The organism is Pseudidiomarina planktonica (genome assembly GCF_900177775.1).
GTDB lineage: Bacteria > Pseudomonadota > Gammaproteobacteria > Enterobacterales > Alteromonadaceae > Pseudidiomarina > Pseudidiomarina planktonica.
On record NZ_FXWH01000001.1, the window covers coordinates 296568 to 316272 of the forward strand.

Annotated in this window: 26 protein-coding genes; 16 read left to right on the forward strand and 10 right to left on the reverse strand. The window is 50.0% G+C overall.

Translation table 11 applies throughout. The features are described from left to right. Positions 1 to 63 precede the first annotated feature (63 nt). Together CCE91_RS01330 and CCE91_RS01335 are read left to right on the forward strand one after the other, a co-directional pair. Positions 64 to 273 (forward strand): hypothetical protein, encoded by a 210-nt coding sequence (locus CCE91_RS01330; RefSeq protein ID WP_086433462.1) that lies wholly within the window; start codon positions 64 to 66, stop codon positions 271 to 273. A 24-nt stretch (positions 274 to 297) separates the two neighbouring features. Further along, positions 298 to 723: a VOC family protein gene (locus CCE91_RS01335; protein WP_086433463.1), complete on the forward strand. Its 426-nt coding sequence runs from the start codon at positions 298 to 300 to the stop codon at positions 721 to 723. On the opposite strand, the gene CCE91_RS01340 is transcribed toward CCE91_RS01335, so the two are convergent. Next, positions 700 to 1662, reverse strand: coding sequence for a threonine ammonia-lyase (locus tag CCE91_RS01340; protein WP_086433464.1), 963 nt, complete (start codon positions 1660 to 1662; stop codon positions 700 to 702). The genes CCE91_RS01335 and CCE91_RS01340 overlap by 24 nt on opposite strands. Positions 1663 to 1821: 159 nt before the next feature. Between CCE91_RS01340 and CCE91_RS01345 the strand changes: the two genes are divergently transcribed. Continuing rightward, the gene (locus CCE91_RS01345; protein ID WP_086433465.1) at positions 1822 to 2466 is read left to right on the forward strand and encodes a YjaG family protein; all 645 of its coding nucleotides are present in this window, start codon (positions 1822 to 1824) and stop codon (positions 2464 to 2466) included. Positions 2467 to 2476: 10 nt separating this feature from the next. Here CCE91_RS01345 and CCE91_RS01350 read toward each other — a convergent pair whose 3' ends face one another. Further along, positions 2477 to 2746, reverse strand: a complete 270-nt coding sequence (locus CCE91_RS01350; RefSeq protein ID WP_086433466.1) for a DUF1145 domain-containing protein — start codon at positions 2744 to 2746, stop codon at positions 2477 to 2479. Positions 2747 to 2753: 7 nt separating this feature from the next. After that, the gene (gene rsmD / locus CCE91_RS01355) at positions 2754 to 3329 is read right to left on the reverse strand and encodes a 16S rRNA (guanine(966)-N(2))-methyltransferase RsmD (protein ID WP_086433467.1); all 576 of its coding nucleotides are present in this window, start codon (positions 3327 to 3329) and stop codon (positions 2754 to 2756) included. A gap of 125 nt (positions 3330 to 3454) precedes the next feature. Here rsmD and ftsY point away from each other — a divergent pair, with 125 nt between their 5' ends. The 5 genes from ftsY to CCE91_RS01380 all read left to right on the forward strand — a co-directional run bounded on the left by ftsY (position 3455) and on the right by CCE91_RS01380 (position 7710). Beyond that, positions 3455 to 4732 (forward strand): signal recognition particle-docking protein FtsY, encoded by a 1278-nt coding sequence (gene ftsY / locus CCE91_RS01360; protein WP_086433468.1) that lies wholly within the window; start codon positions 3455 to 3457, stop codon positions 4730 to 4732. Between the two features lie 27 nt (positions 4733 to 4759). Next, positions 4760 to 5437: a cell division ATP-binding protein FtsE gene (gene ftsE, locus CCE91_RS01365; RefSeq protein ID WP_086433469.1), complete on the forward strand. Its 678-nt coding sequence runs from the start codon at positions 4760 to 4762 to the stop codon at positions 5435 to 5437. Beyond that, the gene (ftsX, locus tag CCE91_RS01370) at positions 5434 to 6432 is read left to right on the forward strand and encodes a permease-like cell division protein FtsX (RefSeq protein WP_086433470.1); all 999 of its coding nucleotides are present in this window, start codon (positions 5434 to 5436) and stop codon (positions 6430 to 6432) included. Before ftsE ends, ftsX begins: the two co-directional genes overlap by 4 nt. Before the next feature lie 163 nt (positions 6433 to 6595). Then, positions 6596 to 7459: an RNA polymerase sigma factor RpoH gene (rpoH, locus tag CCE91_RS01375; RefSeq protein WP_086433471.1), complete on the forward strand. Its 864-nt coding sequence runs from the start codon at positions 6596 to 6598 to the stop codon at positions 7457 to 7459. After that, positions 7459 to 7710, forward strand: a complete 252-nt coding sequence (locus CCE91_RS01380; RefSeq protein WP_086433472.1) for a YkgJ family cysteine cluster protein — start codon at positions 7459 to 7461, stop codon at positions 7708 to 7710. Before rpoH ends, CCE91_RS01380 begins: the two co-directional genes overlap by 1 nt. Here CCE91_RS01380 and CCE91_RS01385 read toward each other — a convergent pair. Genes CCE91_RS01385 through gpmI form a run of 3 tightly spaced genes read right to left on the reverse strand, consistent with a single transcriptional unit; the run spans position 7682 to position 11180 of the window. Next, positions 7682 to 8473 (reverse strand): divergent polysaccharide deacetylase family protein, encoded by a 792-nt coding sequence (locus CCE91_RS01385; protein WP_086433473.1) that lies wholly within the window; start codon positions 8471 to 8473, stop codon positions 7682 to 7684. The two genes, CCE91_RS01380 and CCE91_RS01385, sit on opposite strands and share 29 nt — an antisense overlap. Further along, positions 8473 to 9630: a murein hydrolase activator EnvC family protein gene (locus CCE91_RS01390; RefSeq protein WP_234996232.1), complete on the reverse strand. Its 1158-nt coding sequence runs from the start codon at positions 9628 to 9630 to the stop codon at positions 8473 to 8475. Before CCE91_RS01390 ends, CCE91_RS01385 begins: the two co-directional genes overlap by 1 nt. Before the next feature lie 2 nt (positions 9631 to 9632). Continuing rightward, positions 9633 to 11180 (reverse strand): 2,3-bisphosphoglycerate-independent phosphoglycerate mutase, encoded by a 1548-nt coding sequence (gpmI, locus tag CCE91_RS01395; protein WP_086433475.1) that lies wholly within the window; start codon positions 11178 to 11180, stop codon positions 9633 to 9635. A gap of 198 nt (positions 11181 to 11378) precedes the next feature. Here gpmI and CCE91_RS01400 point away from each other — a divergent pair, with 198 nt between their 5' ends. From CCE91_RS01400 to gpsA, 3 genes are read left to right on the forward strand one after another with little or no spacing between them, the layout of a single operon-like run. Then, positions 11379 to 11807 carry a rhodanese-like domain-containing protein gene (locus CCE91_RS01400; RefSeq protein WP_086433476.1) on the forward strand — a complete coding sequence of 143 codons (429 nt, stop codon included), beginning with the start codon at positions 11379 to 11381 and terminating at the stop codon, positions 11805 to 11807. Between the two features lie 25 nt (positions 11808 to 11832). Continuing rightward, a complete protein-coding gene (gene secB, locus CCE91_RS01405; RefSeq protein WP_086433477.1) occupies positions 11833 to 12330 on the forward strand; it encodes a protein-export chaperone SecB in 498 nt (165 codons plus the stop codon). 19 nt (positions 12331 to 12349) lie between these two features. Beyond that, positions 12350 to 13351 carry an NAD(P)H-dependent glycerol-3-phosphate dehydrogenase gene (gene gpsA / locus CCE91_RS01410; RefSeq protein ID WP_086433478.1) on the forward strand — a complete coding sequence of 334 codons (1002 nt, stop codon included), beginning with the start codon at positions 12350 to 12352 and terminating at the stop codon, positions 13349 to 13351. A gap of 59 nt (positions 13352 to 13410) precedes the next feature. On the opposite strand, the gene slmA is transcribed toward gpsA, so the two are convergent. The 3 genes from slmA to coaBC are packed head-to-tail and all read right to left on the reverse strand — an operon-like array spanning position 13411 to position 15778. Continuing rightward, positions 13411 to 13998 (reverse strand): nucleoid occlusion factor SlmA, encoded by a 588-nt coding sequence (gene slmA, locus CCE91_RS01415; protein WP_086433479.1) that lies wholly within the window; start codon positions 13996 to 13998, stop codon positions 13411 to 13413. A 17-nt stretch (positions 13999 to 14015) separates the two neighbouring features. Beyond that, a complete protein-coding gene (gene dut, locus CCE91_RS01420) occupies positions 14016 to 14471 on the reverse strand; it encodes a dUTP diphosphatase (RefSeq protein ID WP_086433480.1) in 456 nt (151 codons plus the stop codon). 44 nt (positions 14472 to 14515) lie between these two features. Then, complete coding sequence (gene coaBC / locus CCE91_RS01425) at positions 14516 to 15778, reverse strand: bifunctional phosphopantothenoylcysteine decarboxylase/phosphopantothenate--cysteine ligase CoaBC (RefSeq protein WP_086433481.1); 1263 nt, start codon at positions 15776 to 15778, stop codon at positions 14516 to 14518. A 213-nt stretch (positions 15779 to 15991) separates the two neighbouring features. Between coaBC and radC the strand changes: the two genes are divergently transcribed. The 3 genes from radC to rpmG all read left to right on the forward strand — a co-directional run bounded on the left by radC (position 15992) and on the right by rpmG (position 17449). After that, a complete protein-coding gene (gene radC / locus CCE91_RS01430) occupies positions 15992 to 16699 on the forward strand; it encodes a RadC family protein (RefSeq protein WP_086433482.1) in 708 nt (235 codons plus the stop codon). A gap of 346 nt (positions 16700 to 17045) precedes the next feature. Continuing rightward, positions 17046 to 17282: a 50S ribosomal protein L28 gene (gene rpmB, locus CCE91_RS01435; protein ID WP_086433483.1), complete on the forward strand. Its 237-nt coding sequence runs from the start codon at positions 17046 to 17048 to the stop codon at positions 17280 to 17282. Positions 17283 to 17293: 11 nt separating this feature from the next. Next, positions 17294 to 17449 carry a 50S ribosomal protein L33 gene (gene rpmG, locus CCE91_RS01440; RefSeq protein WP_086433484.1) on the forward strand — a complete coding sequence of 52 codons (156 nt, stop codon included), beginning with the start codon at positions 17294 to 17296 and terminating at the stop codon, positions 17447 to 17449. A gap of 89 nt (positions 17450 to 17538) precedes the next feature. Here the strand turns inward: rpmG and CCE91_RS01445 are convergent, their stop codons facing one another. Continuing rightward, positions 17539 to 18198, reverse strand: coding sequence for a 2OG-Fe(II) oxygenase (locus CCE91_RS01445; RefSeq protein WP_086433485.1), 660 nt, complete (start codon positions 18196 to 18198; stop codon positions 17539 to 17541). 75 nt (positions 18199 to 18273) lie between these two features. On the opposite strand from CCE91_RS01445, the gene CCE91_RS01450 reads away from it, so the two are divergent. Beyond that, on the forward strand, positions 18274 to 18858 hold the full coding sequence (locus CCE91_RS01450) for a hypothetical protein (RefSeq protein WP_086433486.1): 585 nt from the start codon (positions 18274 to 18276) through the stop codon (positions 18856 to 18858). A gap of 31 nt (positions 18859 to 18889) precedes the next feature. After that, a complete protein-coding gene (gene mutM / locus CCE91_RS01455) occupies positions 18890 to 19705 on the forward strand; it encodes a bifunctional DNA-formamidopyrimidine glycosylase/DNA-(apurinic or apyrimidinic site) lyase (RefSeq protein ID WP_086433487.1) in 816 nt (271 codons plus the stop codon).

Consider the following 19705-nt stretch of genomic DNA (forward strand, 5'->3'; position numbering starts at 1 on the left):
TAGATTAAAAAACTAGTAGGCTTATTCCACAATAAAAATACAGAACAATAAAGGAATACAACTATGCTACTTAGCCTCCTATTATTACAAGGGTTAGTGGCGGCGCTGTTGTTCTACGTGCTGGCCGGGCAATATCAGCGTCAGCCATTGTGGAATATGCTTGCTGTTTTAATCAGTGGTTTTGTACCGCCGCTAAACTGGTGTTTATTATTGGTTGCTGTGGGTGTTCGTATGTGGCGCCGCAGTCCTTCAATGGTACCTGCCAAGCACTAAACTAAATCCGGAGAAGTCGTTAGTATGGCATCAGAATTACGTCCATTTCATTTAGCCATACCGGTGGATGATATTGCCAAAGCCCGTGCTTTTTATGGCGATGTGTTGGGACTGCAGGAAGGTCGCAGTTCTGAACAGTGGGTAGACTGGAACTTCTACGGACATCAGTTTGTAACGCACCTGGCACCCGATCAGGTAGCCAAACTTCATCATAATTCTGTCGACGGGCATTCGGTGCCGGTTCCGCACTTCGGTGTGGTGCTGACTATGGATGACTGGAAAGCGCTTGCCGAACGTGTGCAGCAAGCCGATGTTAAGTTTGCGATTGAGCCGCATATTCGATTTGAAGGGCAGCCCGGCGAGCAGGCCACCATGTTCTTTTACGATTACTCAGGCAACGCGCTTGAGTTCAAAGCCTTTCACGACTTAGGCAAACTGTTCGCCAGCTAAGGCGACATTCCCACCACTTAAAATAATGCCTACATCCTGGTGCTTAAATAACTCAGGATGATTAATAACGGCTGCCAGTGTAATAGCTGCCGATGGTTCTACAATTACCTTTAAATGCTGCCAAATCAGCTGCTGTGCTTTGCGTGTGTCGGTATCTTCTACTAACAACACCTGATCCAGATGTTCACTCAGAATACCAAAGGTATGTTTACCCAAGCTGGTGAGCAGACCGTCACAAATACTCACAGGTTTGCGCGCCGGTTGAATATGTCCCTTCGCTAGTGATTCATGGGCATCGTCGGCGTTAGCAGGTTCAGCACCATAAACGGCATCAATACCATGCTGGCGCGCCACTACTGTGCTGCCACTAAGCAAGCCACCACCACCAAGCGGGGTAAGCAGCCGTGTTAGCTCAGGGTGTTGCTGAACCAGTTCCAGAGCTGCGGTGCCCTGGCCCTGAATAATATGTGGGTGGTCGTAGGGTGGAATAAAGGTTTGCTCGCCATTATCGGCTTGTTGCTGCGCCACAAAGGCTTCGCGTGCTTCCATACCAGGCTCAATCATGATGATATTGGCCTGATAACGGGCGATATTCTCTTGCTTTACTTTAGGCGCAGTGCGCGGAACAGCAACTGTTACCGCAATATCGAGCAATCGCCCTGCGCAGGCTAATGCCGCGCCGTGGTTACCGGATGACACCGTATACACGCCGGCTTGCCGTTGGTCAGAAGTTAATTGTAGTAGCGCGTGGCAGGCGCCACGAAATTTAAAGGCACCAGTGCGCTGCAAATTTTCGCATTTAAAGTATAATCTGGCAGACGTCAGCGCATTAAGCTGTTCGTTACAAAGAACAGGCGTTTTGACCGCATAGGGTGCGATCATATCGGCGGCAATTTGTATTGCCGGATAATAGTTAGCAATATCAATGCTTTTTGACATTAGAACCCTCGGTCATTTAATTAACTAACTGTTGGTCACTTAAATTTGACCCTTTGCGCAGGTTACACCAGACGTAGCGCAAGTGCGCGACAGTTCTGGCCGGCGGCCTTTTGCAGCAACGCGACCTCTTATTTATACCATTGAAGGCACGGAATCGACATGGCTAGTTTAAATACATTTGAACGAATACGCGCACTTTCCTTTGAATATCAAACCATTATGGCGCTTTATCTGTGCCAGCGCATGCTGCCGAATTACGAGCTGTTTCATCAGGTAACCGGCTTTGGCGATCCTAAGCCATTAAATAGCGCATTGAACGCATGCTGGGACTGGGTGTGGCAGCCGAAGCAGGTAAAAGTAAACTTCAGCCGTTGGCAGGAAAAGGTTGAAGATGTTGCGCCAAGTGAGCACGGGCATGACATGCTGGGGGTTTATCCGGCCATGGATGCCTGTACCGCTATCAGCACTTTGTTGCAGGGGTTAATTGATAACAATGGCAGCGACATGCTTGATGTGGCAAAAATCTCTCAGGCCAGTGTGCAAAAATTTCTGGAACTCACCGAGGGCGAGCACTTGGATGCCCCTGATCGGGAAAAGATGTTGCGGGAGCACGAACTCACTGGTTATGAAATTGAAATTCAGCAGGCCATGCTGCATTTCTTAGAATCTTTGTATGGTACTCAGCCTAAACCCTCGAAGGAGCTGGTACAGCAAATTCGGGCGATGGTGCAGGAAGAGGGTATTTCCAATATCGGTGTTGATATTGAGGCGCCGTCTGCCGCTCAGGCTCGCGGCGCCGAATAGCTGCCGATTACTATTGGTTGCGCTGGCGATGCATAATGGCCAGCCAACCGATAATGCCGAATATAAACACTTGCCAGTAGTCGCCCCGGCGCCAGTTAATTACGTGCTTATAGGTGGCTACAAACATGCCTAGTTGCAGCAAATGCATAATTACCAGTATGCCCAGCAACAACAGGAATACTCCGTAGGCACTGCCTTGAAAAGGCCATACCACGTTAGCCAGCAATACTGCCCAGATAATGGCGAAAATAAACCGGCCCAGCCAAATTCCTAGTTTCATGACCACCTTAACTTCCTCGCTTTTGAAATAATCGATAGCTTACTTGCCCGGCCTGCTTCTCGCGGTGCAGCTGCCAGTTGGCGGGCCACTGGGCGTTCAATTCGGTTTCTGTTTCTACGTAAATCCAGGCGTTGTCAGCCAGCCAGCCGCCTTGCTGCAGCGCACTAACAACCTGTGGTAGCAACTGTTGTCGAAATGGTGGGTCAATAAACACCACATCGAACGGCGCCTCCGGTGGCGTTAGCAGAACTTTCAATGCATCGGCTTGCAGTACTTGCCCGGCTGCATTTAATGTTTTTATGTTTTCGCTAAGACAACGTGCGGCGGGAGCGTGTTGTTCTACCATCAGCGCATGAGCGGCACCGCGTGATAGCGCTTCAAATGCCAAGGCGCCAGTGCCGGCAAATAAGTCCAGTACGCGGGCGTCATGTAATTCAAACTGCAACCAGTTAAATACCGTTTCGCGTACGCGATCTGTGGTTGGACGTAAGCCTTCGGCATGGGGAACCGCCAGTTTACGGCCACGCCAGCGGCCACCAATAATGCGTATGTTGCCGACGTTTTTGGCGGAAGATTTTGCCATGCGAAAGTAACATCCTATAGTGACGGGCAATGCTTGGGCATTGCCTCGTGAAGCAGTCGTCAGCAGCGGTTGCTCATGGTAAACTGACTTCCATCTGGCAGGTATTGTAAACGGGGTTCCAAAACATGGCAAAAGGGTCTTTCTTCGGATTATTTGGGTCGAAGCCTAAATCTAACCAAGAGTCGAAACCGGAAGCGGAAGAAAAAGCTGACGACAAGGCGAAACAAAATGAAGAAGAACAGGCAAGTGCGCCAGCTGAAACTAAGCAGGTTGAGCCCGAGCAGCCGCAGTCAGAGCCACAACAGTCGCAGCCAAAACCGACTGAGGCCGAAACTCCGCCAGAGTCAGATCCACAACCAGAGCAAGAACCAGAATCCGTAGCTGCCGCACTTGCCCCCGACGCTGCTGAAGTGTGCGCCCAGGTTACCGCCGAAGTGGCTGCCCGCGAAGCACCAGCCAAGCGACCTACCCGCAAGGGCTTGTGGTCGCGCTTAACCGACGGTTTACGCAAAACCTCAGATTCTATCGGCGAAGGTCTGTTTGGATTATTCCGCGACAAACAAATTGATGACGAGCTATTTGAAGATTTAGAAACCCAGTTGTTAACTGCGGATTTGGGTGTGCCTACCACTACCCGAATTGTGAAGCGCTTAACGCAACAAGCCAATCGCAAGCAATTGAAAGACGCCGAAGCTTTATATGAATTGCTGCAAGAAGACATGGCCGAAATTCTGGCGCCGGTAGACAGACCTCTCGTGATTCCAACTCAGGACGGGCCTTTCGTTATTTTAATGGTTGGCGTAAATGGCGTTGGTAAAACCACCACTATTGGCAAGCTGGCGCAACAATTTAAGCGCGAAGGCAAGTCAGTGATGCTGGCGGCAGGCGACACCTTCCGTGCCGCAGCTGTGGAGCAACTGCAGGTGTGGGGTGAGCGCAACGACATTCCGGTTATAGCGCAGCACACAGGTGCTGACAGTGCGTCGGTTATTTATGATGCGGTGGAAGCGGCCAAAGCGCGAAACGTTGACGTACTGATTGCCGACACGGCCGGACGTTTACAGAACAAAGCACACCTGATGGACGAGCTGAAAAAAGTTGTAAGGGTGATGAAAAAACTGGACGTAAACGCACCACACGAGGTTATGCTAACTCTGGATGCGGGCACGGGTCAGAATGCTATTAGTCAAACCAAGCTCTTTACTGAAGCGGTTGGTATTACAGGTATTACGTTAACTAAACTCGACGGCACCGCCAAAGGCGGAATTATTTTTGCAATTGCCGACCAATTTGCTATTCCAATTCGGTATATTGGGGTTGGTGAGGGGTTAGAAGATTTACGTCCATTTGTAGCCAAGGAATTCGTGAATGCGCTGTTTCGTCGCGACCAGCAGCAACAGTAAATTAAATGTGCCAACGGGAAGCAGGCAATGATTAAATTTGAGCAGGTCAGTAAAACCTATCCGGGCGGCTTCCAGGCGCTTAGCCATGTCGACTTTCACCTACAAAAAGGTGAAATGGCATTTCTGACCGGACATTCGGGTGCGGGCAAAAGTACCTTGCTGAAATTAATTAGCATTATGGAGCGGCCAACGGCTGGTCGGGTGCTTATAAACGATCACGATCTGAGCAAAATTCCACGCCGTCAGGTGCCTTTTGTGCGTCGCGACATTGGCATGATTTTCCAGGACCACCGGCTGCTAATGGACAAAACCGTATTCGATAACGTGGCTTTGCCGTTGCTTATTGAAGGTTACAGCATTCAGGAAGCGCGCAAGCGTGTGCATGCCGCGCTCGATAAAGTTGGATTGGCAGATAAAGTTCGGCATTACCCTATGATGCTGTCCGGTGGTGAACAGCAACGGGTGGGTATTGCCCGGGCGGTAGTAAACAAGCCGCCGTTACTGCTGGCCGATGAGCCTACCGGTAATCTGGATCCGAAACTTTCAATGGATATTATCCGTTTGTTCGAAGCCTTTAATCAGGTTGGTGTTGCGGTGTTAATTGCCACGCACGACTTAGGCCTAATTGCCCGTATGCGCTATCGCACGCTCACGCTGCGCGAGGGTAAGATGATTGATGATGGCCTGCAGGAGCCGTCAGCATGAGTTTATTATTTCGCAATCGCAGCACGTCAAAAGGCAACCCCCAAGGCGCCAGGAAAGTAAAAATTTCCGGCTTTCGCCGTTTTGTCATGTTCTTCGTGCACAATGCTCAACAAGCGGTCGGTAGTTTGGGCGAACTGGCTCGTTATCCCTTTGCCTCAATGATGACTATGGCGGTATTGGGATTAAGTTTAACCTTGCCAGCAACGCTTTATGTGGTGGTAAAAAATACTCAAACCGTGGGCGCACAGTGGCAGGAAGCTTCCGAGCTAACCTTGTTTTTGCAAAAAGGTTTAAATGAACGTGAAGTAGAAACCTTTACGCGCCGGGTGGGCTTAGACAAAGAAGTCGCCAGTGTAAAACTGATTCCAAAAGCAGAAGCCCTGGAAGAGTTTAAAGAATACTCGGGCTTCGGCGAGGCCCTGGATTATCTGAATAATAATCCGTTACCAGATGTGTTGTTGGTAACCCCGGCCGAATCCATGCGCTCGGCGGCAGCGGCGCAATCATTGCTGCAGCGGTTTGAGCGCGAACGCGAAGTTGATTTTGGTAAATTAGATGTGCAATGGCTGAACCGCTTGCAGTCATTACTGGATTTAGTGCGCGATAGTTTTGGCGCTTTGGCATTTTTATTATGCGTGTCGGTGGTGCTGATTGTAGGTAACACTATTCGCCTGAATATCCTAAGTAAGCGCGACGAAATTGTTGTAATGAAGCTGGTGGGTGCAACAGATGGTTACATTCAACGGCCATTTTTATACACCGGCTTGTGGTACGGTATTGTGGGTGGAGTAATTGCCTGGCTGGCAACCTTCATTCTGCTGTGGTGGATAGACGGCGCTGTAATGCGAATTACAGAACTGTATGAAGGCCAGTTTGAATTAGCCGGATTAACGGGCATTGAAATGCTTATTCTATGGGCAGTGGCAATAGCATTAGGGCTTATTGGCTCTTATTTAGCGGTAAGAAAACACGTAAGTGCTATTGAACCCCGGTAATCCACTCCCCATATTTAATCGTATAATGATGTAGAGCAAACATAACGGATGTGAATATTGCGCTTCGCTTCCACTTTGCTAGAATAACTGGTCCAGTGAACTTTTTAGCAAAAAAATGGTCAATTGAGGCAGCAAGTGAAGCTGCCAAAGAGGATGTAATTGAATGAGTACTGAACTTACAAAAATGGCGTTAGCGGTTCCCCAAAGCGGGAGCCTGGAAAGCTATATTCAGTCAGTCAATCGCATTCCTATGCTAAGCGCAGAGGAAGAGCAAGAGCTTGCCGAACGCTTGGTTGCTGAAGAAGATTTACAGGCCGCACGCCAACTTATTATGTCGCACTTGCGCTTTGTGGTGCACGTGGCGCGTAGCTATTCCGGTTATGGTTTGGCACAAGCCGACCTGATTCAGGAAGGTAATATCGGTTTAATGAAAGCGGTAAAACGTTTTGACCCGTCGTTTGGGGTTCGCCTGGTGTCTTTTGCGGTGCATTGGATTAAAGCTGAAATTCATGAATATGTATTGCGTAACTGGCGTGTAGTGAAAGTAGCTACCACCAAGGCACAACGTAAATTATTCTTCAATTTACGCAAAATGAAGAAGCGTCTGGGTTGGTTCACGCAAGACGAAGTAAATACTGTGGCTGAAACTCTGGGTGTAAGCACCTCAGAGGTAATGGAAATGGAAGCTCGTATGAGCGCCCACGATCAGGCGTTCGAGTTAAGTTCAGACGATGACGATGCGCGTGAGAGCACTAACTATTCGCCGGCTCAGTATCTGGAAGACAAACGCTCTGATTTGGCTACTGAAGTAGAAAACGAAGACTGGGAAGCGCATACCCAGAAGCGTTTGTTCTCGGCTATTAAAACGCTTGATGAACGTAGTCAGGACATAGTGCGGGCGCGTTGGTTAGACGACAACAACAAGAGCACTTTGCAGGAACTGGCAAATAAATATGAAGTGTCAGCCGAGCGTGTGCGCCAACTTGAACAAAATGCGATGAAGAAATTACGCAACGCGATGGCTTAATGGATTGTCGCAAAGGGTGCGGTGCTTGCTGCATCGCACCATCTATCTCTTCCCCAATACCAGGCATGCCCCAGGGGAAACCCGCCGGGGTTCGCTGTATTCACTTAACTGATAACTTTTTGTGTGGCTTATTTGGGCAACCGGAGCGACCGCCTGTGTGTGATCAGTTCTCTGCTAGTTTGGATAGCTGTGGCAGTAGCCGTGACGAAGCTTTAATTTTGCTTACTGATCTTGAGCAGCAGACGAGCTGATTGTTTGCGGTAATAGCTTTTGTTGTACTAGCAATTCAGACATCGGAACTACTTCAATTCCTAACCGGGCAAGCTCAGGTAACCGTTGTTTCAACATGGTTATGGTAGCTGGGTGTGGATGTCCAATAGCAATGGCCTCACCGTGCTTAAGTGCATACCGAATGAGTTGGTCGAATTGACCGTTCAGGTTTTCCTCGGAAGCACTGTTATCCAGAAATACATGGCGACGGGAGGTTGGAATACCAGCCGCCAGCGCAGTTTGTTCGGCAACCGTGGCAAGGCTGGTGCGGCTGTCCACAAAATAGAGTTTACGAGCACTGAGTTCCTGCATTAACCATTGCATGGGCTGCTGTTGCTCGGTAAGCAGGCTACCCATGTGATTATTAACGCCTACGGCGGTTGGTAACGATGCCAGAGCTTCAGCAACGGTTGCCTGAAACTCCGTTTGACTCATTGCCAGGGTAAGCCCGCCCGGACCGAGCTTGTTGCCACTGTGTGCCTGCATGGGCAGGTGGGCTATCACTTCTTTGTTTGCATGACCTGCTGCTGTGGCGATTTTCGCTGCTTGCGGCGTATGCGGCAAAATAGCCAGAGTTAACGGGCTATTAATGGTTAATACCGAGCTGTCCTGACGGCTGTTGCCCACGTCGTCAATAATAACCGCCACGCGAGCCTTAGGCTTATCTGCAGCTGCTGCCGCATGAGCCATGCTGAGCAAAGCCAGGCACAGTGCTACCGGTATCACCTGCAGCCGCTTAAACATTAACGACACCACTGGGTTGGGTTCACCGCGTTACCACGCACGCGTATTTCGAAATAGAGTGCCGGCTCAGAACGACCACCACTTTGGCCCATTAAGGCAACAGTTTCGCCGGTGCGCACTTTGCTGCCGACTTGCGGCAGTATGGTTTGGTTGTGCCCATACAGACTCATGTAACCATCACCATGGTCAATGATCAGTAATAAACCAAAGCCACGCATCCAGTTGGCGTAAAGCACCCGGCCGTCGGCAATGCTGACTACGGCTTGACCCGAGTCGCCGTTAATCAAAACCCCTTTCCAGTCGACCGAGCCACTGCGTGACGTTGCGAACAAGCGTTGTACCCGGCCTTCGGTTGGCCAGCGCAATGAGCCTTTTTGCTTACTCAAGCCGTTTAGCTGAACATCTTCGCGTAAAGCCGCAATAATGGCATCAAGAACGTTCTCAAGCTCTGCCTGATCTTGTCGCAGCTGTTCAATGCGCTGGGTGTCGGAAACCAATTCACGTTGCAACTTGGCAACCAATTGCTGTTGCTCGCTTTGCTGTTCGCGCAGTACCGTTTGCTGACGTTGCTGTTGCTGCTGGCGCTTAGCCAATTGTTGTTCCTGCGCCGCAACCTGTTCACGCACTTGCTCAATTTCAGCACGGGTAGCCAGTACCGCTTCAATTTCTTCAATGCGGGCTTCGTTTAAATACTGATAATACGTGAGCATACGTTCTACCCGCGCCGGGTCATTTTGATTCAATACCATTTTCAAGAAATCATGCTGGCCACCGCGATAAGCGGTATCTACTTGTTTCTCAAGTAATTCCAGTTGGCGCTTTTCCTGTGCTTGAAGCTGTTGCAGCTGGGTGGCTAGCTCATCTAAGCGTAATTGGATATCACGCAAAGCGTTTTCGGTGTCGTTTAGTTCGGTGGCAACGGCACTGATTTGCGCTTCCATTTGTTGCAACTGTCGCTCGGTACGCGACAGGCGGCGCTCACGCTCGCCCATGTCGGCCTGGCGCTTCTCCAGCTCCTGCTGAATTGCCTCAAGTTGGGCTTCAGTGGCGGCCCGCTCAGCTTCGGCGTCGGAGCTTTGTGCCTGTACTGTCGGCAGTGCCAGGGTGGCAAGCGTAACAAACAGAAGCAGTACTGGGCTGAGCCGGCTTTTTGTCACTGCTATTTAGCTCCGTTTTTTAGTTTCATAATGGGCGTGCCGGTCATTTCTTGCGGCTGTTCCATTCCCAGTAAATGCAGCATGGTTGGCGCAACATCTGACAACCGCGCTCCGTCACGCGCTGTAGCATCCCGACCGACATAAATAAAGGGTACCGGCTGGCTGGTATGAGCCGTGTGCGACTGCCCGGTATGGTCGTCATTCATTTGTTCGGCATTACCATGGTCTGCGGTAATCAGGCATTCACCGCCAACTTTCTGCAGGGCTTCCACCACGCGACCAACACTTTTATCAACGGCCTCACAGGCTTTCACCGCCGCATCGAAATTACCTGTGTGGCCAACCATATCACCGTTCGGATAGTTACAAACAATCACGTCGAAGCTGCCACTTTGAATGGCATCTACCAGCTTGTCGGTTAACTCTTCCGAACTCATTTCTGGCTTTAAATCATAGGTAGCAACGTCAGGGGAGGGCACTAGTACACGCTTCTCGCCTTTGAATTCTTGTTCACGACCACCGCTGAAGAAAAAGGTAACGTGTGCATACTTCTCGGTTTCCGAAATGCGTAACTGGGTTTTGTCATGCTTGGCCAGCCATTCGCCCAGCACGTTGTTTAAACTTTCCGCTGCATAGGCAACCGCGCCGCCGGTTAACTGGGCATCGTATTCAGTCAACATAACGAACTGGCTTAGCTTTGGCTTGCGGTTCCGTTTAAACCCGTCAAAGTTTTCGTCTAAAAATGCGTGACTAAGCTGACGTGCGCGGTCGGCCCGGAAATTCATAAAGAACACCGCATCGCCATCATTAATAGGTGCGGCGTCGCCAATTATTGTAGGCGCTACAAATTCATCGCGTTCGCCCCGCTCGTAGGCATTGGCAAGTGCATCTTCTGATGAGTCGTACTGATGTTTACCTTTGCCGTCAACCAGCAGTTGCCAGGCTTGTTCAATGCGATCCCAGCGTTGGTCTCTGTCCATCGCAAAATAACGGCCACAAATACTGGCAAAGCGTCCGGTACCGGCTTGAGCAAAACGATTTTCAAAACGCTCCAGAGTTGGCTTGGCTGAGCGCGGCGGGGTGTCGCGGCCATCTAAGAAACCATGCACATAAATGGTTTTGGCGCCTTTTTCAGCGGCCAAATCAACCATGGCCAGAATATGATCTTCGTGACTGTGCACGCCGCCTGGCGACAGCAAGCCCATAATATGAATGGCCTTGTCGTTACTAATAGCAGCGTCAACAGCGTCAGTTAACACTGGGTTGTTGCGGAACTCGCCGTCGGCAATCGCTTTACTAATACGCGTTAAATCTTGGTACACCACGCGCCCGGCACCAAGGTTCACATGACCAACTTCAGAGTTACCCATTTGCCCGTCTGGTAAGCCAACAGCTTCGCCGGAACCATTCACCAGCGTGTGTGGGTATTTATCCCACAGTGCATCCAGATTAGGGGTGTTGGCTGCGGTAATAGCATTGTCGGGAGCCGCTTCACGGTGGCCCCAACCGTCTAAAATTAACAGGGCCAATGGTGTCCGATTCGTCGTCATGGCAACCTCAGTGTTTTAAATAGAATCAAAAAGTTAAACCCATTTTAAGTGATCTTAGCCAAGAACGCATCTTTAGCGGCTACATTCCGATGGAATGACCGAAGATAACGAAAGCACCATATTTTGCTGGCAACTCGATGCTTAATCGGTATACTCTGTGGCCTGTTTTTAAGCTGCAGCAACAGGAGTTTTAGCAGTATGGAGCAACTCATTGAGTTTGCCGGTGATCATTACCTGATGTCGCTGTTGTGGGTAGGTTTGCTATTAGCTTTGGTTGTCACTTTGGTGCAGTCGAAGTTATCAAATGTAAAAACTTACACGCCGCAACAAGCTACGTTACTGGTTAATCGTCAAGACGGCGCGTTTCTGGATATTCGTTCAGTAGAGGAATATCGGAAGGCGCACATACAAGGTGCTATCCACCTGACAGCGGAACGCGTTAAGAATAACGACACCGCTAGCCTTGAAAAATTTAAAGATGCCCCCATCGTGGTGGTATGTGCAACCGGATTAACCTCAAAAGCTGTAGCAGCACAATTACAGAAAGCAGGGTTTAGTCAGGCTGCAGTAATGCAAGGCGGGATATCAGCGTGGCAAAGTGCCAGTTTCCCAATGACTAAAAAATAAACGTATCAATATAGGAATTTTTCGCATGGCTGAAGAACAGCAAGCAAACGGCGCTGCCGCAGAGCAAGAACAGCAACAACAAGCATTCGCAATTCAACGTGTTTACACCAAAGATGTTTCTTTTGAAGCACCGAATTCGCCGCAAATCTTCCGTAGAGAATGGAAGTCTGATTTGAATCTTGACTTAAACGTTAAGAATGAAAAAATCGAAGACAACCTGTACGAAGTTGTATTGAAGCTTACCGTTACCAGCAAAATTGATGACGACGTAGCTTTCTTATGTGAAGTGCAGCAGGCTGGTATTTTCACTATTGGTGATCAGGTGGAAGAAGGTCAACGCGCTCACATGCTGGCCGCATTCTGTCCAAACATCTTGTTCCCGTACGCTCGTGAAGTTGTATCAAGCCTGGTAGGCCGTGCAACCTTCCCGCAACTGAACCTGGCTCCAGTGAACTTTGATGCTGTTTTCGCACAGCACATGGAACAGCAACAGAAGCGTGCGCAAGAACAAGCTGACGCCTGAAAAGCACAGCTGCACTAATATGAGTGACCAAAAAGTCACAATTCTGGGGGCGGGATCTTACGGGACCGCCCTTGCTTTATGCTTTGCCCGCAAAGGCGTTGAAACCCTGCTCTGGGGTCGTAATGCTGAGCATATGGCCACTATGCAACGCGAGCGCGAGAACCAGCGCTATCTGCCTGATTGTAAATTCCCCGATTGTTTAACTGCTACCAGTGATCTTGCCGCTACCTTAAAAGATGCGCGCAATGTTGTTGTGGTGGTACCCAGTAGTGCATTTTCGTCAGTACTGGCTGAGGCTAGCCCATTACTTCAAAAGAATGCTCGTATTGCCTGGGCCACCAAAGGGCTTGAGCCAGACACTGGCCGCCTGTTACTGGATGTAGCCAAAGACATTCTGGGTGAAAGCCGTTCGCTGGCAGTGCTGTCGGGGCCAACCTTTGCGCTGGAAATGGCGAAAGGTCTTCCTACCGCTATTTCAATGTCGTCAAACGATCCCGAGTTTGTCACCGAATTGTCCGATATGTTGCATTGTGATCGCAGCTTCCGGGTGTATACCAACGACGACTTTATTGGTGTGCAGTTAGGTGGTGCGGTGAAAAATGTTATCGCCATTGGCGCTGGCATGGCCGACGGTATCGGTTTTGGTGCGAATGCGCGTACGGCGTTAATCACTCGTGGTTTAGCCGAACTCACCCGTCTGGGTTTGAAGCTAGGTGCGAAACCGGAAACCTTTACTGGTATGGCCGGGCTTGGTGATTTAATTCTTACCTGTACCGACAACCAGTCACGTAACCGACGGTTCGGCTTGGCGTTGGGCAAAGGCAAGTCGGTTGATGAAGCTATGCAATCTATTGGTCAGGCGGTAGAAGGTTATCGCAACACCAAAGAAGTGGTTGCGCTGGCGCGTCGGAACGACGTTGAAATGCCGATTTGCGAACAGCTGTACGATGTTTTATACGGTGACACCACGCCTCAGCAAGCCGCTATTAACCTGCTTAGTCGCGCTCGTACCTCAGAGTAATTTCAACCAGAATCATTTGAAAACGCCGGTTAGGTTTAATCCTAACCGGCGTTTTTTGTTTAGCTTAGTAGCTGTTGTTCAATCGCCTGCCACTGCTCATCAAAGTGGGTGGTGGGTAAGCGTTTGAAATCTGACCGTACAAATTGACTGACTTTGCCGTCAACATAGGCCAGTAATAAGTTCGCCAGTACGCCCTCATCTAAACTGAAACTGGCCTGTTCACGCAGTTTGCGTTCGCGCAGTGCTTGTTTTACCTGACTTTCTATTTTCTCAAATAAAAGTTCTACGCGGGTGCGCAGGCGTTCGTGCTCGCCCATCAGTGCGTCACCGGTCAGAATACGGCTAATGCCCGGGTTGCGTTCAGCAAAGGTTAGCACCAGCTTCAAAATTACCTGACAACGGGTGAGCGTGTCTTTCTCAACTTCCAGAATCTGATTAATACGCGACAAAATAGTGTCTTCGGTAAACTCAATAAGCCCTTCAAACATACGTGCTTTAGAAGGGAAATGACGATACAACGCAGCTTCTGAAACACTTAATTCAGCAGCCAAACGTGCAGTAGTAATGCGCTGGCCAGGCCTGGTTTGTAACATGGTAGCCAGGCTTTGCAGAATCTCTTCGCGACGATTACGCTTTTGTGCTGTCATGGTTAACTATCCTTGTTTTACTGTTTACCTGAGTGGCCGAAACCGCCTTCACCCCGATCGCTTTCGGTGAAGTTATCAACCACCTGAAACTGCGCTTGCACTACCGGCAAAATTACCAGTTGCGCAATACGGTCGCCCGGCTCGATAGTAAAGGCCGTAGTCGAACGGTTCCAGCAGGATACTTTCAGCTCGCCCTGATAATCTGAATCAATCAGACCCACCAGATTACCCAGTACAATACCGTGTTTATGGCCAAGGCCAGAGCGGGGTAGGATAGTGGCGGCCAGACCCGGATCGCCAATGTGAATAGCTATGCCAGTGCCGAGCAAGTGGGTCTCGCCCGGCTCGATAGTTAACGGGGCATCCAGGCAGGCGCGTAAATCTAATCCGGCTGAACCAGGGGTGGCGTATTCAGGTAGGGCAATGGTGTCGCCCACACGAGCATCTAAAATTTTTACATCAATGGTTGTCATGTTGCTGCATGTCCATAGTTTGAATTATTAAATGGATAGAACTATCAGGAATTGTTTGGCAACTGCCCGGCTATTCGCTCCAGCATTGCCTGTGCCAGCTGCGTTTTCGGCATACTGGTAAACTCGTGTTGCTGTAACTGTTGTTTACTATTGTGCCAGTACAGAGTTACCGCATTATTGTCGCTGTTAAAGCCAATACTTGTATCACTCACATCGTTGGCTGCAATCATGGTCAGCTGTTTGCGCTTCAATTTATCTACCGCATAGCTTTCCACATTGTTGGTTTCCGCGGCGAAACCTATAGTTACCGGCGGATTTTCCAGTGCTGCAACTTCGGCAAGAATATCCGGGTTGCGCACCAACTGCAGGGTGAATTCGTTTTGTTGCTGTTTCTTCAGCTTTTCATGAGCAACTTCGGCAGGGCGATAATCGGCTACCGCTGCGCAACCAATAAAAATATCCGCCGCTGCTACCTGACGCATTACCGCCTGGTGCATGTCTTTGGTGGAAACAACATCAATGCGATCAACTCCAGCCGGAGTGGGCAGTGGGCAAGGGCCTGCCACTAAAGTAACGCGAGCGCCCATAGCCGCGGCCTGACCAGCCAGGGCAAAGCCCATTTTTCCGGAGCTGTCATTGGACAAATAACGAACCGGGTCAATAGCTTCGCGAGTAGGGCCTGCGGTAATTAAAATATGTTTGCCGCTTAGTAGCGCTGGTGTCGTGGTGGCTGCTGATTGATTGCCAAGCAGCTCAGTTAACTGTTGTACCAGCTCCAGCGGCTCTAACATGCGACCTGCGCCAATATCACCACAAGCCTGACTGCCACTGCCCGGACCGAACACAGCCACACCACGTTGCTGTAACAGCGCCAGGTTGGCGGTTACCGCAGGTGCCGCCCACATTTGTTGGTTCATAGCAGGTGCTATAGCTAGCGGCGCCGCTGTGGCCAGACATAAGGTGCTGAGTAAGTCATCGGCGAAGCCATGCGCCAGTCTGGCCATGGTGTTCGCACTGGCTGGCGCAATTAAAATGGCATCGGCCCACTTGGCCAGCTCAATGTGACCCATGGCGGCTTCGGCGGCGGGGTCCAGTAAGTCCTGACTCACTGGTTCACCGGATACGGCCTGCAGGGTGAGCGGCGTAATGAAGGCAACTGCGCCCTGAGTCATTACCACGCGCACATTCGCACCTTGCTCACGCAATCGACGCACCAAATCTGGTGTTTTGTAAGCGGCGATACCGCCACTAACACCAAGCAGAATATTCTTATTGGCTAAGGAAGCCTGAGTTTGTCCTGCGGACATAAGCGGTTACCTATCCTTATGGGTTCAGCGCCTGCCCAAAGCAGACCACTGTAAAGCCATGTTAATGCCCTAAAGATAGCATGAGCAGCAAGGCTTTGGCGAGTTGTAGCAATGGCTTATTACCGACAGCAGAATCAGCTTTGGCCGGCAATACGGCGCACTGGTTCGGCGCTAAACTATGGGCTTGTTACATGAGCCCGGAGGCAAGCGCTGGTGAGTGCGGTAAAACAATCTGAAAGACCGAAGTCGTCGTTTAAACAATGGCCGCACAATGAGCGGCCCCGCGAGAAGCTGCAGCAACTGGGAAGCGGCGCCTTAAGCGACGCTGAACTACTGGCAATTCTATTTGGTACCGGCGCCCGGGGGCAAGACGTAGTGTCTTTTGCACGCGATTTACTGGGCGCATTTGAAGGTATCGGCGGGGTGTTCGCCGCCTCGCGTAGTAAGTTACTGCAGCAAAAAGGCGTGGGGCCGGCGCGTGCTAATCAGTTGCTGGTGGTCATGGAGCTGGCCAGGCGTTATCTGGCCTGGCAATTAAGCCGTAGCGACGGCTTTACCGATCCAACCATGGTGCGTGACTATTTAACCACCAAATTACGTGACCAGCCGCGCGAGGTTTTTGTGGTGTTGTTGTTAGACAGTCAGCACCGGTTACTGAAATACTGTGAGCTGTTTCAGGGCACCATTAATGCGGCCCCGGTATATCCGCGTGAAATTGTGAAACTGGTATTGGAGCATAACGCAGCGGCGGTAATTTTGGCGCATAATCACCCGTCAGGGGTGGCGGAACCCTCTCAGGCCGACCAACGGGTTACCGAACGACTAAAAAATGCGCTAACGATGATCGATGTGAGTTTGTTGGATCATTTTGTGATTGGTGCCGGCAAGCCCGTGTCCTTCGCTGAGCGAGGCTTGCTGTGAGCCTTGGTGTAAAACACTATGCGCAGTTGGTTGAAATGCGCGCAAAGTACAAAATGATCGGCCGAAACACTGGCGCTTTATTGCTCTGTCTTGTATAGTAGCGCACCATTGTTTGACTGCACCACAAATGGTTTTTCCATTTGCTTGGTTTCGCATCGCTGCAAAGCTGGTGTGACAAGGGTTAAACGTGGATCAGATAACTCATATGCATGATCATAAAGATCAAAAAAACGCCGTGATGACTTGATTGCCGAGCCTATTTGCTGTATAAAATGCGCCCTCGGATTTCAAGGCAAGGCCGCGATGGGCGACAGGCGAGCTTGAAGCAATTTTTGGAGTAAAAACGATGTCACGAGTATGTCAAGTTACAGGAAAGCGTCCGGTTTCAGGTAATAACCGTTCGCACGCGCGCAATGCGACCAAGCGTCGTTTCCTGCCGAACCTGCAATCTCACCGTTTCTGGGTAGAATCAGAGAAGCGTTGGGTTAAGCTGCGTATCACCACTAAAGGTATGCGCATTATCGATAAAAATGGTATCGACTCGGTATTAGCGGATCTCCGCGGCCGTGGCGTTAAGGTATAAGGAACTAGATCATGCGCGATAAAATTCGTTTAGTATCTTCAGCAGGAACTGGTTTTTTCTATACTACAGATAAAAACAAGCGCACCATGCCTGAAAAAATGGAAATCAAAAAGTTCGATCCAGTGGTTCGTAAACACGTGATTTTCAAAGAAGCTAAAATCAAGTAATTAAATGGCAATAGCCGTTTAACTGCTACAAAAACACCCGCCTTCGAGTGGGTGTTTTTTTGTCTGTTTTTCGGCTAAATACCGGGGAACTAGCGGGTGGGATCAATAACGCCATTAATGCTGGTGTTGTGGCGGAACCAGCCGGTAATACTATAGCGATCGCGGTGTCCTTCCCGAACCTCATGAACAAAAGTGTCACTTAAAAACAACACCAGAGTGCCGGCCTTAGGTAGCACTGTTTGCAGCACCTGATGTTGGTCGTCATACATCACTAGTTCGCCACCATCGTGCACTTGCCAGTCAGGATTTAAATACACCACAGTGGTCAGAATGCGATTACTGCGGCCTTTAAAGGCATCCAAATGTTTGCGGTAAAAGGCTCCGGGTGGATAGTGGGCCAAATGTGACTCATAATCGAATAAGCCCATAAATAACTGGCGATTAAGTTGTTGCTGCAGGGTGGCCATGGTGTCTAAATAAGCGCGCTCAACCGCGTCCTGGGCTTGCAACCAACGGATCCTGTCACGTCGAACCTGCGTATTGGTGGTGTAATTGTCAGCGCGACCAACCCCGGCTTGTTGCCAGTCGGAATCCTTTAAACCCAGCGCATAGCGGTATAAGTAATCCGCATTCTCTGGATTTATAAAGTTAGGTACAATTGCATAGCCTTTGCTTGCTAGTTCATCAATAGCGTTATCAACCACAGGGTGATTCTCTAGCTTGCTAATCGGCTCCACAAGGGACACCATGAGTATTCCTCAGGTAGAAGTGGTTATCAGGTAATTACAGCTATATCACTATAGCGCGAAATATAGGGGAACCTTATGGTTCAGCGCAATGAAAAACAGGGCATTCTGGGTATAAATTTAACACGCCGGGGTTGGAATAACGTACTTATTTACGTGATTCTGGCTATTGCCCTGTTGTTTTGGAAGGTATTCCCGGTGCACGAGGACGCCGATACCACTAACGCGCCAACTGCGGTTGCAGATGAGAGTGAGGTGAAGAATGAGGCGGAGAGCGTGTTGGAATCGGATGCCGCCGCGAACGCGACGGCGTTGTTCCCTGATGTTGCTATTGTCGAATTAGCAACGCCGGTATTAAGGCTGGAGCAAAGCGACCAGGGTTGGCTTTATAACGATCAAGTAGTGGCCGATCAGGCCGGTGCGGAACATTTAATTGAGCGCTGGCAAACACTTCAGGTGAGCGTGACCGAGCAGCAACCGCAAGGTGTTGCTAAGGAAATCATGGTGCGTTTGGCTGACGGGCGGCCACTTATAGTATTGGCGTTGTATGAGCAACCTGTGCCAATTATTCAACTACCCGGTGATGATACCCGCTACCGGGCACATCAAATAACTTACAGTCAGTTAACCGGGGCTAATTTAAGCCTGCCGGACCCCAATTAACCGCACTAGCAGCCGTGAGAACTAAGTAGTTATGCCTGAATTACCTGAAGTTGAAGTTAGCCGGTTAGGAATTTCACCGCACCTTGAAGGTCAGCACATAAACCAAGTTGTGGTGCATGATTCACGGCTGCGCTGGCCAGTGCCCGACACGGTTCAGCAGTTAGCGGGCGCCTTAATAAACAGGGTTGAACGGCGTGCAAAGTATTTGCTGATAGACACTACTAAGGGTGTGCTGATTATGCACTTGGGTATGTCCGGTAAACTGCGGGTGGTACCGGCTAGTACCACTTTGGTGAAGCATGACCATGTGGAGCTGAAGTTGCAGAATGGTCAGACCCTGCGGCTGAATGATCCGCGTCGTTTTGGCGCGGTGTTGTTTAGTCAGCGTGAGGAGCTAGCGCAGCATCCGCTGCTGCATAAGCTGGGGCCAGAGCCATTAACGGAAGCCTTTCATGCTGACTATGTGATTGAGCAGGCAAAAGGCCGAACTCAGGCGGTAAAAACCTTCATTATGGATAATCATGTGGTGGTTGGCGTTGGTAACATTTATGCCAATGAAGCCTTGTTTAAAGCCGGAATTCATCCGAAACGCGCCGCCGGCAGAATCAGCAAAGCCAGATATCAACGCTTGGTTGCCCTGATTAAGGAAACTCTGCTCGCAGCCATAGAACAAGGTGGCACCACTTTGCAGGACTTTACTCAGGTAGACGGTCAACCGGGTTACTTTAAGCAACACTTATTGGTTTATGGGCGCGGCGGCAAAATGTGCATGACCTGTAAAACCCGCTTGCGGGAAATCAGGCTGGGCCAGCGCAGCACCGTTTATTGCCCACAATGCCAACGTTAA

Excerpts from the sequence above, each read along its gene's own strand:
- ftsE (WP_086433469.1), top strand. The coding sequence starts at position 4,760 with ATGATTAAATTTGAGCAGGTCAGTAAAACCTATCCGGGCGGCTTCCAG.
- CCE91_RS01340 (WP_086433464.1), bottom strand. The coding sequence starts at position 1,662 with ATGTCAAAAAGCATTGATATTGCTAACTATTATCCGGCAATACAAATT.
- ftsY (WP_086433468.1), top strand. The coding sequence starts at position 3,455 with ATGGCAAAAGGGTCTTTCTTCGGATTATTTGGGTCGAAGCCTAAATCT.
- mutM (WP_086433487.1), top strand. The coding sequence starts at position 18,890 with ATGCCTGAATTACCTGAAGTTGAAGTTAGCCGGTTAGGAATTTCACCG.
- CCE91_RS01350 (WP_086433466.1), bottom strand. The coding sequence starts at position 2,746 with ATGAAACTAGGAATTTGGCTGGGCCGGTTTATTTTCGCCATTATCTGG.
- CCE91_RS01330 (WP_086433462.1), top strand. The coding sequence starts at position 64 with ATGCTACTTAGCCTCCTATTATTACAAGGGTTAGTGGCGGCGCTGTTG.
- CCE91_RS01380 (WP_086433472.1), top strand. The coding sequence starts at position 7,459 with ATGGATTGTCGCAAAGGGTGCGGTGCTTGCTGCATCGCACCATCTATC.
- ftsX (WP_086433470.1), top strand. The coding sequence starts at position 5,434 with ATGAGTTTATTATTTCGCAATCGCAGCACGTCAAAAGGCAACCCCCAA.
- rpmB (WP_086433483.1), top strand. The coding sequence starts at position 17,046 with ATGTCACGAGTATGTCAAGTTACAGGAAAGCGTCCGGTTTCAGGTAAT.
- secB (WP_086433477.1), top strand. The coding sequence starts at position 11,833 with ATGGCTGAAGAACAGCAAGCAAACGGCGCTGCCGCAGAGCAAGAACAG.
- rpmG (WP_086433484.1), top strand. The coding sequence starts at position 17,294 with ATGCGCGATAAAATTCGTTTAGTATCTTCAGCAGGAACTGGTTTTTTC.
- CCE91_RS01450 (WP_086433486.1), top strand. The coding sequence starts at position 18,274 with ATGGTTCAGCGCAATGAAAAACAGGGCATTCTGGGTATAAATTTAACA.
- CCE91_RS01400 (WP_086433476.1), top strand. The coding sequence starts at position 11,379 with ATGGAGCAACTCATTGAGTTTGCCGGTGATCATTACCTGATGTCGCTG.
- gpsA (WP_086433478.1), top strand. The coding sequence starts at position 12,350 with ATGAGTGACCAAAAAGTCACAATTCTGGGGGCGGGATCTTACGGGACC.
- rsmD (WP_086433467.1), bottom strand. The coding sequence starts at position 3,329 with ATGGCAAAATCTTCCGCCAAAAACGTCGGCAACATACGCATTATTGGT.
- CCE91_RS01385 (WP_086433473.1), bottom strand. The coding sequence starts at position 8,473 with ATGTTTAAGCGGCTGCAGGTGATACCGGTAGCACTGTGCCTGGCTTTG.
- slmA (WP_086433479.1), bottom strand. The coding sequence starts at position 13,998 with ATGACAGCACAAAAGCGTAATCGTCGCGAAGAGATTCTGCAAAGCCTG.
- dut (WP_086433480.1), bottom strand. The coding sequence starts at position 14,471 with ATGACAACCATTGATGTAAAAATTTTAGATGCTCGTGTGGGCGACACC.
- CCE91_RS01345 (WP_086433465.1), top strand. The coding sequence starts at position 1,822 with ATGGCTAGTTTAAATACATTTGAACGAATACGCGCACTTTCCTTTGAA.
- CCE91_RS01335 (WP_086433463.1), top strand. The coding sequence starts at position 298 with ATGGCATCAGAATTACGTCCATTTCATTTAGCCATACCGGTGGATGAT.
- rpoH (WP_086433471.1), top strand. The coding sequence starts at position 6,596 with ATGAGTACTGAACTTACAAAAATGGCGTTAGCGGTTCCCCAAAGCGGG.
- CCE91_RS01445 (WP_086433485.1), bottom strand. The coding sequence starts at position 18,198 with ATGGTGTCCCTTGTGGAGCCGATTAGCAAGCTAGAGAATCACCCTGTG.
- coaBC (WP_086433481.1), bottom strand. The coding sequence starts at position 15,778 with ATGTCCGCAGGACAAACTCAGGCTTCCTTAGCCAATAAGAATATTCTG.
- gpmI (WP_086433475.1), bottom strand. The coding sequence starts at position 11,180 with ATGACGACGAATCGGACACCATTGGCCCTGTTAATTTTAGACGGTTGG.